The following is an 11,621-nucleotide window of genomic DNA, read 5'->3' on the forward strand; positions in this document are numbered from 1 at the left end:
TCTCGTGGCCCCCATCAAGATCGGCGCGCTGGCAGCGCATTTCGGGAGAGATGTCGACCGAGCCGTACTGAAGATCACCACGATCATCTCCAGTGCGGCCCGAGAAGGCATCGATCTCCTGGTGCTGCCCGACGCGTCCCTCGGGGGCTACATCAACAGTCTGAGCAATCCGGATCCCGCGGAACTGCCGCCCACCCTCGATCCCGACGGTCCGGAACTGGCGGCGATCATCGCCGCGGCCGGGAACATGACGATCTGCATCGGCTACACCGAGCTGTCGAAAGGTCTGCGGTACAACGCTGCCGCCTGTCTGACCGGAGACGGCATCCTGGGTAGTCACCGCAAGGTGCACCAGCCGCTCGGGGAGTCGCTCGCCTACGCGGCCGGTGACCACTTCGAGGCTTTCGACACCCCGGTGGGGCGGATGGGCATGTTGATCGACTACGACAAGACGTTCCCGGAGTCGGCGCGGACGTTGGCGCTCGACGGCGCGAGAATCATTGCGGCCCTGTCTGCGTGGCCTGCCAGCGTCACGGATCGAGCGTCTTCTCTTCCGAACGATCGGCAGTCCCGTCTGTTCGATCTGTACGACGCTGCCCGCGCGGCCGAGAACCAGGTGGTGCTGGTCTCGTCCAATCAAACCGGAGTGATGGGTTCGCTGCGCTTTCTCGGGCAGGCGAAGATCGTCGGCCCCGGTGGCGACGTGCTGGCGCGGACCTGGTCCAAAGGAGGCCTTGCGGTGCACGAGATCGATGTCGACGCCGAAGTCGACCGAGCGCGCCGGGGGCTGCATCACCTGGCCGAGCGTCGGGTGGATGCGTATCCGAATCTGTTGCAGGAGAAACCGGGTCAGTGAAGATCAGCTTGTCGACCTATTCGTCCAAGCCGCGCGGCGGAGTGGTGCACACACTGGCGCTGGCCGAGGCACTGGCGCGCGCCGGGCAGGACGTGTCGGTGTGGTCTCTCGGCCGCGGTGGCGACAGTACGTTCTTTCGTGACGTGGACCCTGCCGTCGACATCAGAATGGTCCCGTTCGAGCACCGGGAAGGGGAGAACGTCGGAGATCGAATTCTGCGGTCGATAGATGTTCTGCGGCAGGCGTTCACACCGGAGGAGTACGACATCGTCCATGCGCAGGACTGCATCTCCGCCAATGCCGTCGGCCGCTGCATCAGGACCATCCATCACCTGGACGAGTTCACCACGCCCGAGCTGGCCGCGTGCCACGAACGCGCGATCACCGCCCCGTACGCGCGCATCTGCGTGTCGGCGGCGGTGGCGAGCGACGTTCGCCGCGGATGGGGATTCGAGCCCACGGTCATCCCCAACGGCGTCGACGCCGAGAGATTCACCGCAGCGGCGCAATCGGACCGATCCCACTGGCGCGAGAAGCTCGGCCGATACGTGCTCGCCGTGGGAGGTATCGAACCGCGCAAAGGCAGCCTGGATCTACTCGACGCCTTCGCCCGGCTGCGGGCGCACGACCTGCGATTGGTCTTCGCCGGCGGCGAGACGCTGTTCGACTATCGCGACTATCGCGCCGAATTCGACCGCCGCGCAGCCGAACTCGGTATCGAACCGGTGATACTCGGTACCGTCGTCGACGACGAGCTGCCGCACCTCGTGGCACAGGCTGCTGTGCTGCCGTTCTTCTCGACCAAGGAGGGCTTCGGACTGGCCGCCATGGAAGCACTCGCGGCGTCGACCCCCGTCGTCGCGCGAGATCTCCCGGTACTGCGAGAAGTGTTCGGCAACAGCGTCACCTACGCGTCCTCGGCGCAGACCATGGCAGCCGAACTCGAACGTGCCGTGCGGGAACCGCGGGATCCGCTACCGGGCCTGACGCTGGCGCACAGCCTCACGTGGGACGAGGCTGCGCGTAAACATCTGGAGTTCTACTCCTCGCTCCGGTGACCGCTGCGCTTGTTGCGCTTGAGCCGATGGGGCTTGAGCTTGTGGAAACCCTTGACCCGTAGTGAGCGAATCGATTTGAGGTAGAACTCGGAGTCGTGACGCAGTTCCTCGGTCATGACGGTGTCGACGAGAGTCGTTCCCGGATTGGCCGAACTGGTCAGGCGCGCAGCGATGTTGACCACCGACCCGTACAGATCACCGTAACGGGCGAGAACCGGACCCCAGGCCAGCCCGACCCGCAGGTCCGGCATGTCTTCCTGCTCGGCGAAGGCGTCCTGCAGATCGAGGGCGATGTGGGCGGCGTCCTCGGGAGTCTGCGCGCTGAACATCACCTCGTCGCCGACGTTCTTGATCACCGAACCACGCCCGCGCGCAATGATATTGGTGGCGAGTGACTCGAACTCCTCGAGGAGCGTGGTCAGTTCGCCGATGTCGAGTCGACGCGTCAGGCTGGTGTAGCCGACCATGTCCGCGAAGCCGACGGCCATGACGGGGCTGTCGGTGGCGTCGTCGGGAGCGGCGATGGACCGTCCGGCCGCCGCGGCCAAGTGCCGTCGCCAGGTGTACGCCTGGAGCGCTTCGAGGGTGGGGACCGTCTCGGCAGCGATATCCCTGGCGTTGTGCCGGATGGTGTCGATGTCGTTCTGGTCCTCGTCGCTGCTGGTGATGCGCTCGAGGATGTGAGAGTTCACCACGCCCACTTGCCATTCCGCGAGTCTGGACATCGACTGGCCGAGAGTGCGTGCGATCGCCACCTCCATCTCGGGCTTGATGACTTTCTGCTCGGTGAGCCCGGTGATCAACTTCAGTGCCTCGAGGTCCGCATCGGTGTAGACGACGGCCTCGGTATCGGTGTGGATGGGAAAGCCCATGCCGATCCACAGCGCGATCACCCGTTCGAGCGGCAACCCCGACCTGTCGACGATGTCGGACCGGGTGTACTTCGGAGTGCCCCCCAGAAGATTGCGTTCGATCTCCGCTTGCACCACCGAGTTGATCTGGTTCTCAGGCATATCCCAACGTTCTGTCGAAATAGGAACGGACATCGTCCACGTACGCGTCGATCTTGTCGGGCTCCCAGTCCGTGGTGGGAATGGGCTCGCCGATGGTGACCTTGACGGTACCGGAATGGACGGTGAAATCCTTTTTCCACATCACGTCACCCGCGTTGTGGATGACGATGGGAACGATGGGCACTCCGGCCTGCATCGCCAGGTGGAAGCCGCCCTTCTTGAATCGGCCGAGACGCGACGTCGGCATCCGCGTGCCCTCGGGCGCGATGGCGACGGAAATGCCACTGTGCAATTTCTCTATGGCCGGGCGCATCGCCTCGCGCGCCTGAGAGGGATCACCACGATCGACGTAGGCGACGTCGAAAATTCTGCCCAGCAGTGCGAATCGTGGGTCGCGTTCGAGTTCTCGTTTGGCGACCGCGGTGATGTCGCGTCGAAGAATGGAGGTGACGATGATCGAGTCGGCAGTGCTCTGATGGTTGAACATGAAGACGGCCGGTCGGGCCGACCAGGCATTTTCCGTTCCGGTGACGTCGAGCTTGACCCCGGCGAGGGTCAACGCGATGTCCGGGGCGATGGTGCTGGTGATATTCGCTCCGTTGCGCCTGCTGCGCGTCAGTAACCCGAGGCCGAGGCCGATCGATGCGCTGGCCAGCACCGACCCCAGAGCTGCGGTGCTGCGCACGGCCGAGGTCAGATCGGTGCCGCGCTTGGGGCTCTCCAACGTGAGCGACGGCCACTTCTTCTTGGCGGCGTAGCGCTGCAGTTCGGGATCCGGGTTGAGGGCGATGGGACGGCCGACGGCCTCGAGCAGTGGAATGTCCTCACCGCCGTTGGAGTAGGCGAAGCAGCCGGCGAGAGCGATTCCCTCACGTTCGGCGTAGTCGATCGCGGCCTTGGCCTTACGTGGGCCCCACAGCGAATCGCCGACCAGCTCCCCGGTCAGGATGCCGTCGGTGACCACCGGGGTGGTGCACAGCAGTGTCTCGAACATCATGTCCTGCTGTACGGGCAGCGCCTGGTACGGCGTGGCCGAGGTGGCCATCACCAGTCGATGACCGGCGTGACGGTGTGCTTCGACAAGGATGCGGGCTTGTGGGTAGATCATCGGCGCGATCTCGTTGCGGAACAGCGTGTCTGCCTGTTCCATCAGATCGTCTTCCCGACGGCCCTCCAGGCCCCGGACGGCCTTGCCCATCAGGTTGTCGACCGGGGAGTTGCGCATCCGCATCTCGACGACGGCACTCGATATCTCCCACAGTTCCTTGACCGTCACGTCGAGAGTCTTGAGTCGTTCGAGAAATACTGCACGGGCCGAGAATCCGTTGATCAGCGTGCCGTCCAGATCGAAGAACGCAACGGTGTCCCGGCCGGGTGGAGCGGCGGCGATCGCAATCAGTCGATCGTCGAACTCGGTCATGAATTGTTCTCCTCGGGGGCCGAGATCGGTTCTACCTCGCGCAGCATGCGGTGGGCCATGTCGCGGATCGTACGCACCTTGCGTGCCCACTCGTCGATCTCGAGCGCGAAGTCCCGCCTGCGGCGCGCGATACCGTCGGACGTGGAATCGACCAGATCGCGATTCTCGGCCAATTGCAATGCTGTATCGAACAATTCGCCGGAGATCGACTCGCTGTGATCGAGCTGCTGACGAAGTCGTCTGGCTTGAGCTGCACCGAGGCATTCCGTGATGAACTTCGCCTTGTCGAACTCACCGCTCTGCGGCAGCAACATCAGCTGATCGGCAACCACCTGGTACGCCTCGAAGATCGGCTGCAGCACGCGGTGCGCCAGATGCAGATCCTGCGACTGCAGTTGTCGCGCAGCATAATCTGGATCGCTGATGTTGGCGCGCCAGTCCGGGTCGATGAGATCGACCTCGGATTCGAGCCGCTCGCCGAAGTCCTTCTTGTCGCCGAAGAAGAACTCGAACTTGAGCAGATCGCGTAACTGCAATGCCGACTGCCACAGCGACTCCTGGGTCAGTGGCGTCGAATCGCCGCTGGTCGGCAGCACGACCAACTCGCCGATGGCGCGCATGACGAAGAAGTGGATTGCGTTGTTGCGGAAGAACGCTGCGACCAGATGCTTGTCCTGAGCCAGGTAGAACAGGGGCTCGGGACCGTCGTCGAAACGCTTGACGACGTTGGCGTTGACCTGTGCGATGACGGCCGAGCGCACGACGTCGACGTCGGCGATGTCCACGCCGCCCGCGGTGGGCAGGTTGCGGCGCTTGATGTAGCGGGCGAGCGGGGCGATGATGGCCCACATCTCGTTGACGTTGAGGGCGCGATCCTCGATGCCGAGCAGGGCCATGGTGACCAGCGCCGCGGGCGTCACCGGAGTCGCGTCGTTGATCGCATGGGAGACACCGAGCGCGATCTTCTGCACCGCCACTCGCTTGTCGGAGTTCTCGGCGACGATCGACGCCACCGACATCGGCTCGCCGAAGTTCAGGTACACGTTGCCGCGCAACGTGCCCTGCGCGCGGATGTACCCGATGGCCATCCGAATGCCCTCGGCCTGCTTCTTCGCGCCGTGCGATTCCTCGGCCATCGCACCGACCTCGTGCAGCCGGTCGTAGGTGATGGACGTCGGAACCAGGTACACGTCCTCCGCATCGCTGGTCTCGAGTGCGTCCACCAGATAGGTCAGCAGGCCGAACCGCGGCGGGCGGAGCTTCCCGGTGCGGCTACGGCCGCCCTCGATGTACCACTCGAGGTTGAACCGCTTGCTCAGCAGGAAGCTCATGTACTGACGCAGCGTCCACTTGTAGATCGCGTCGGAGAACTTGCGCTGGATGAGCACGACGCCACTGCGTTTGGCGATCGGGCCCAGCGGCCAGAAGCCGACGTTGATGCCGCCCATGACGTGGTTGAGCGGCAGGCCTTCGGCCAGCAGGGCAGGACGCAGTACGAGCGGGTCGAGATAGGAACGGTGGTTGGGCAGGAACACCAGCGGATAGTTCTTGTTGAGTTCGCGTACCTTCTGCAACTGATCACGGTCCACGTCGACCTTGTACGCCCGGGAGAAGTACGCCCCGAGGGTTCCCCACATCTCGACCGCGCGGCGGGTCTCGGTTGCGACCATCTCACCGAGGATCTCCTGGACGCGGGTGTCGACGGCGTCGCGATCCTGGCCGACCTCCTCGGCGAGTTCGGTGATTCCGTCCCGGAACTTCTTCTGTTCCGTCATGTCCTCGACGACGAATCGCGGGATCTTGTACTCGGAGCCGATGACGCCGCGCTCGGCCTTGTCCAGCGCCAGACTGGCCTGACGAAGAATGAACGATGACAGGGACGTGCCGCCGCCGCGCTCGAACCGATCCTGCAGATCACTGAGAGTCGCGGGCTCGCCGACCAACACCGCGGAGTGGTCCGGGTCGTCGCCTGCCACCCATCGCTGCCACACCTGCGTTGGCTTGGACCGACCACGGGGCGCGAAGATTCGGTGCAGAATGCCGCTCTTGCGATCGGACAGAGTCACCCGCAGCGGGATCAGCAGCGGATCGTCGGCGTAGCCGCGAACACTGTCCGAGAGTGACGTTTTCGCCTCACCGGAGAGCACCACCGAGGGTGGTCGCGGTTCGCCGTCCGGCGTGGTGGCGTCGATCCACTGATTCAGAGCCTGAACCTCGAGGGTGGATTTGGCGTCGAGCAAATACACGTGCGGACCGTCGCTGAGCGACTGTTCGTCCGCGTCGAGGTGGTACATCGAGACTCCTGTTCCGTACCTTCGCAAGGAGGCACGCCGCCAGGCTACGCGGCAGAAACCGTGTGCGAGGGCGGTTCGGTGAGGTGGTTCCGGGACACCGATCTCGCCCGGGAGTCGCGCGGCTACTCGCCGGTACCCTGGTGGGGCCGATGGCACCTCTGAGTGCGCGCGCGGTGCGCCGGGCGGCTGTCGTATACAGTGAGAGACATCGGCCTTCTCGGCCAACCAATTCTAAGTGTTAATCCAAGTTACAGTTACTTGTGGTTACAGTTACTTGGATTAACGGATAACCTCCTCTCGATACGCCGATCCGACGCGCCCTGTGCTGCCCCGGCCGCATCTCACCTGCAAGTGTGCGACAGTATTCGCAAACACTTTCGAGAAAGGCCGGTAGTCGATGCCACCCCGTGGGCGCGCCGTGAACGATTCGTTGACTCCCGAGAATCTGACGGCTCTGGCCGCGGCGCTCGCCGAGGGGCGTCGGGCCACCGTCTATCTTCGTGAACCCAACCCGAGTCTGGGCCTGCCCGAGGGGACGTCGGCGAAGGTCGTGTCGATCGACGGCACCACGGTCACCATCAGCCCGAAGGGTGTCAACGACGAATTGCCCTACGAGGCAGAGGAACTGCGCATCACTCGCAACGCGGCAACTCCGCCTGCGCCGGCCAAGCGCGTGCCCGCGAAGAAGGTGGCACCGCCTCAGGCGACGCCGGCAAGGAGCGCCGAGCCGTTGCAGCCCAAACCCGTAGCGGTTCGGCCCGACGCGGAGCCGGCACAGCCCAAGACGGTGGCGGAACGCCCAAAGGCCGTGCAACCGCCGAGTCCGGCTCCCCGTCGAGCCAAGAAGGCACCGGGCGGCGTCAGCGTCACCATTCATGCGGGGGCCGACAACGATTGGTCCGTCACGGTCACCCAGGGGGCGAAGCGGCCCACCAAATCGCAACCGGTGAGCCCCGAGTCGGTGAGCCGCGCTGTTCGGGAGTTGGGCGACCCCACTGCACGCGACGCAGTCGAGGCAGTCATCTCCCACGCGCGCGAGGAAGCCGCCCGACGCGTTGCAGAACTGAGCCGTCAACTCGAGGAGGCGCGCACGACGCTTGCCGCCCTCGAGCAGGACGTATGAACGACTCGCTCGTGTTCGTACACCTGTTGTTGCTAGGGTTCTGCCGACACCGCTGAGAGGGAGTACATGTTCAAGAAATTCATGCTCGTCGTCGTGGGGGCGGCTGCAATCGTAGCCAGCGTCGGCGTGGGGTCCGCATCCGCGGCCACTCCAGCTGCTCTCGGCGGCGGCTCGGGAATCATCGTCGGAGGCGCGGCCGAGTGCACGCTGACGACGATCGGTAACGACCGCAACGGAAACCTGGTCGGCTTCACCGCCGGTCACTGTGGCCAAGCGGGCGCCTCCATCGTCCCCGAGTACGACACCTCCCTCGGTGAGGTCGGCCGCATCGCGTTCTCCAACCCGGAATACGACTACGCCCTCATCGAATTCCAGCGTGACAAGGTCGCACCGATCAACCGCGTCGGCAACGTGACCATCTCGCAGGTCGGTCCGCCGACGGCGTTCCCGAACATCGTCTGCAAGGAAGGCCGTACCACCGGCAACACCTGCGGACTCGCGTACGGCGACGTCCTGCAGTCGCAGGAGACCTGGGCGCAGCTGTGTGTCGTCGAAGGTGACTCGGGCAGCCCGGTCGTCGTCGGCAACACCCTCGTCGGCATGGTCAATGCCTACCTCGGCGTGGCGTGCTTCGGACCCGAGGTAGGCACCAACTTCGACGCGATCCTCCGCAACGTCGATCAGGGCAACGGACTCGGCGCAGGATTCGTCCCGGCTCCCTAGATCCACCCGTTTTCGGCCGAAGGCCCCGTTCGCACAACACACTGCGACGGGGCCTTCGTCGTGCGTGGGGTCGGTACTGCTCTCAGCGGGCGCGGGCGGACGACCGAACATCTGCGACTATGCGTTCCGCGTCGTCCGGCGCGATTCCCAGCAGCACCAGGCTCGACGTCGTCGCCGCTCCGGCCGGATCGCCGATCAATCCGGCGTTGGTGGCGTCGAGGATCGACAGCGCAATGGCCTCGATATTGAGAATCAGCACTTCGGCGGCGAGGTACGAGGAGAACACACCCTCGCGCTGTCCCCGTCGGATGACCGCGGCGGCCGACTCGCGCATCGGAGTCAGTAGATCGTGAATGCTGTTGTGTCCCAGATCGGACCGTGCGACCGCGAGTAACAGCCGGTACTGATCTCCGACGCGTGCCAGGGCCAGTGTCTGCCGAACGAACACCGTCACCGCCGATTCGTCTGCGGCAGGAACGCGGTTGAGCGCAGCCGAAATTCGTTCCGCTGCTTCCACGGCGATACCGTCGATCAACGCTTCGCGAGAGGCGAAGTGGGCGTACACGGTTCGCCGGACCACTCCCGCAGCGGCGGCGACGTCGTTGATCGTCGCATCGGGATTGTTCGCCAGTACCCCCTGTGCAACGTGCAGAATTCGCGCTCGATTGGATCGGGCGTCACGTCGTTGCACGGGCGGCGCAGCTGCGTCCCGTGCAATCGAACTCGACTCCGTCGTCTTACGCACAGGACAACATCTAGCACGATCGCGGGCGGGGAGTGTGGTTGCCGCCACAAAAGATTGCCGATCCTAGTCGACGCTTCCTAAGCTGCACAGCACTGTGCAAGGTGTGTCTCGCGCTTTGCCAACGGGGGGGAACACACGATGACACTGCTTGCGATGACGCCTGTCCAAGATATGCACAAACCGTACCCACGACGCTGGTCGGCGCTGGTGGTGTTGTGCCTGAGCCTGCTGATCGTGGTCATGGCCAATACGTCCCTGTTGGTCGCCGCACCGTCGATGACTCTCGATCTGAGTCTGACGAGCAGCGACCTGCAATGGGTGATCGACGGCTACACCGTCCCCTACGCGTCGTTGATGTTGCTGTGCGGGGTGATCGGAGATCGCTACAGCCGCCGCGGCGCTCTGATTCTCGGCCTGATCATCTTCGTCGCCGGATCTGTGGCCGGGGCACTCACCGATGCCACCCTCGGGGTGATCCTGGCCCGCATCGTCATGGGTGTCGCCGCAGCCATCGTCATGCCCGCCACACTGTCGCTGTTGGTCGCCACCTTCCCCAAGCGGGAGCGCGCCACCGCTGTCACCGTGTGGGCGGCAACCTCGGGACTCGCGATCGCGGCCGGGCCGCTGTTGGCGGGCTGGCTTCTCGAGAGCTTCACCTGGCACTCGACGTTCCTGATCAATGTTCCGATCGCGCTGGCCGCCATCGTCGGTGCCGTCGTGCTGGTCCCGCCGTCACGGGCCGTCGACCCGGGTGCGATCGACTGGATCGGTGGACTGCTGTCGGTGCTGGCCGTGTCGACCATCGTGTACGCCATCATCGAGGGGATGCACTTCGGCTGGACCGTCGGGCCGCTGTACTTCGCGCTCGTCGGGTTGCTGTCGGTCCTCGGCTTCGTGGGATGGGAACTGCGGCATCCCAATCCGTTGCTCGACGTCCGGATGTTCTCTTCCCGCATCCTCAGCGGGGCCACCCTCGCGGTGCTGATCTTCTTCCTCGTCACCTTCGGCGCCATCTACTTCGTCGCCCAGTATCTCCAATTCGCTCTCGGCTACGGTCCGGTGTCCACCGGCGTTCACCTCCTGCCGTTGGCCGGCGCGGTCTTCGTCGGATCCGGAATCACGATGTGGCTCACGCCGAAGCTGGGACCGCGCGTCACCGTCACCGCAGGCATGATCGTGGGAACGCTGTCGGTTGTCTCGCTCATCGGGATCGACTCGACCGCAACGTATTCCGACTTCCTTCCGGTGCTGACGCTGCTCGGTCTGGCAATCGGACTGTCCGTCTCGCCCTGCACCGACTCCATCATGGGCGAGTTCCCGGACAGCAAGCTCGGAGTGGGCGGCGGCCTCAACGACACCGCCCTCGAACTCGGCGGATCGCTCGGTATCGCTGTGCTCGGATCGGTGCTCGCCGCGTCCTACCGCCAGGGCATCGAAGGATTCCTGCAGACCTTCCCCGGCAAGCAACCGAACGGCCAGTACACCGGGCAGGCTGCGGAAGGGCTTGCGGCATCGCAGGATTCGTTGGCCGGTGCGGTGATCGTCTCCGACGTCATCCGTGACCAGAACGCATTTCTCAGTGGGTTCGCCGACAATCTGGAGGCCAATGCTGTCGCGGCGTTCGGTGACGCAGTAGTGCACACGAGTGTTGTTGCCGCCGTCGTGTTCGGCGTCGGCACGGTGATCGTCGCGCTGCTCATTCCGTCCAAGAATGCGACTGCGGCGACGTCGTCGGAGAAGATCGAGTTCGAGCCGATCGTGCCGTTCGTCGCGCCGCCGGCAAAGGACCCGGTAGCCGATCGTGAGGTTGCCGAGCTCGAGCAACTACTGGAGCGGCCGTCGGCGAAGCCCCAGAATTCCGGCGCACGGCACGCGTTGCGAACCGCGGAGGAGACCGCACCGACACCTGCGCGCACCGTGGCCGAGCCGGCTCTGGTGGACGCCGAGCTCGAGCGTCCCAGCATCTATCAGCTGGCCTCGAAGGTGTACGAGTTCGACGCCTCCGTCGCCCGACAGGCCACGGTGGACAGCAAGTCCGGCGACCGCGTGACGATCCACCAGCTCGCCCTGTCCAACCTGGCGCGCACCCGACGCGTCGAGGCCGAGGAAGCCCTCGACGCAGCCCTCGAACTCAGCGATCTGCCGGTTGCGCCCACACCGCAGCCGCCCGAACCCACCGAGCCGCTGCAGACCTTCTACCAGCGGGCCAGTAAACAACACGCCAACTGCACGGCATTCAAGGAACGCTCGAGCTCCATGTGGGCAATGCCGCTGTAGTCGCACCCCGCCCGCCTCTTGCCCGCCTTCCCGCCGCCCCCTCACCCCGTCCGCGTCAATGGACCATTGCACCGCCGAGACGTATGCAAAGTGCCATCGACGCGCACGGTGT

Annotated in this window: 9 protein-coding genes; 5 read left to right on the forward strand and 4 right to left on the reverse strand. The window is 64.7% G+C overall.

Annotated features, from left to right (window positions below; genetic code table 11):
- Positions 1-4: 4 nt before the first annotated feature.
- A complete protein-coding gene (locus CH283_RS14435) occupies positions 5-856 on the forward strand; it encodes a carbon-nitrogen hydrolase family protein (protein ID WP_037194809.1) in 852 nt (283 codons plus the stop codon).
- Positions 853-1,914, forward strand: coding sequence for an MSMEG_0565 family glycosyltransferase (locus CH283_RS14440; RefSeq protein ID WP_094640562.1), 1,062 nt, complete (start codon positions 853-855; stop codon positions 1,912-1,914). Before CH283_RS14435 ends, CH283_RS14440 begins: the two co-directional genes overlap by 4 nt.
- On the opposite strand, the gene CH283_RS14445 is transcribed toward CH283_RS14440, so the two are convergent.
- The 3 genes from CH283_RS14445 to CH283_RS14455 are packed head-to-tail and all read right to left on the reverse strand — an operon-like array spanning position 1,896 to position 6,641.
- The gene (locus tag CH283_RS14445; protein WP_068048696.1) at positions 1,896-2,927 is read right to left on the reverse strand and encodes an adenylate/guanylate cyclase domain-containing protein; all 1,032 of its coding nucleotides are present in this window, start codon (positions 2,925-2,927) and stop codon (positions 1,896-1,898) included. The genes CH283_RS14440 and CH283_RS14445 overlap by 19 nt on opposite strands.
- A complete protein-coding gene (locus tag CH283_RS14450) occupies positions 2,920-4,347 on the reverse strand; it encodes an HAD-IB family hydrolase (RefSeq protein ID WP_094640563.1) in 1,428 nt (475 codons plus the stop codon). The genes CH283_RS14445 and CH283_RS14450 overlap by 8 nt, the downstream gene beginning before the upstream one ends.
- Positions 4,344-6,641, reverse strand: coding sequence for a glycerol-3-phosphate 1-O-acyltransferase (locus CH283_RS14455; protein ID WP_094640564.1), 2,298 nt, complete (start codon positions 6,639-6,641; stop codon positions 4,344-4,346). Before CH283_RS14455 ends, CH283_RS14450 begins: the two co-directional genes overlap by 4 nt.
- Positions 6,642-7,038: 397 nt before the next feature.
- Between CH283_RS14455 and CH283_RS14460 the strand changes: the two genes are divergently transcribed.
- Together CH283_RS14460 and CH283_RS14465 are read left to right on the forward strand one after the other, a co-directional pair.
- Positions 7,039-7,764 (forward strand): DUF6319 family protein, encoded by a 726-nt coding sequence (locus CH283_RS14460; RefSeq protein WP_068048706.1) that lies wholly within the window; start codon positions 7,039-7,041, stop codon positions 7,762-7,764.
- 66 nt (positions 7,765-7,830) lie between these two features.
- On the forward strand, positions 7,831-8,487 hold the full coding sequence (locus CH283_RS14465) for a hypothetical protein (RefSeq protein ID WP_037194795.1): 657 nt from the start codon (positions 7,831-7,833) through the stop codon (positions 8,485-8,487).
- An 82-nt stretch (positions 8,488-8,569) separates the two neighbouring features.
- Here the strand turns inward: CH283_RS14465 and CH283_RS14470 are convergent, their stop codons facing one another.
- Positions 8,570-9,232: a TetR/AcrR family transcriptional regulator gene (locus tag CH283_RS14470; protein WP_176460335.1), complete on the reverse strand. Its 663-nt coding sequence runs from the start codon at positions 9,230-9,232 to the stop codon at positions 8,570-8,572.
- Between the two features lie 138 nt (positions 9,233-9,370).
- Between CH283_RS14470 and CH283_RS14475 the strand changes: the two genes are divergently transcribed.
- Positions 9,371-11,509, forward strand: coding sequence for an MFS transporter (locus tag CH283_RS14475; RefSeq protein ID WP_094640566.1), 2,139 nt, complete (start codon positions 9,371-9,373; stop codon positions 11,507-11,509).
- The last annotated feature ends 112 nt before the right edge of the window (positions 11,510-11,621 follow it).

The sequence above is a fragment of the Rhodococcus sp. 05-2254-2 genome, from assembly GCF_002259095.1.
GTDB lineage: Bacteria > Actinomycetota > Actinomycetes > Mycobacteriales > Mycobacteriaceae > Rhodococcoides.

Bases quoted from the DNA above. Each gene is read 5' to 3' on its own strand.
- CH283_RS14445 (WP_068048696.1), bottom strand. From the start codon at position 2,927: ATGCCTGAGAACCAGATCAACTCGGTGGTGCAAGCGGAGATCGAACGC.
- CH283_RS14450 (WP_094640563.1), bottom strand. From the start codon at position 4,347: ATGACCGAGTTCGACGATCGACTGATTGCGATCGCCGCCGCTCCACCC.
- CH283_RS14455 (WP_094640564.1), bottom strand. From the start codon at position 6,641: ATGTACCACCTCGACGCGGACGAACAGTCGCTCAGCGACGGTCCGCAC.
- CH283_RS14460 (WP_068048706.1), top strand. From the start codon at position 7,039: ATGCCACCCCGTGGGCGCGCCGTGAACGATTCGTTGACTCCCGAGAAT.
- CH283_RS14465 (WP_037194795.1), top strand. From the start codon at position 7,831: ATGTTCAAGAAATTCATGCTCGTCGTCGTGGGGGCGGCTGCAATCGTA.
- CH283_RS14475 (WP_094640566.1), top strand. From the start codon at position 9,371: ATGACACTGCTTGCGATGACGCCTGTCCAAGATATGCACAAACCGTAC.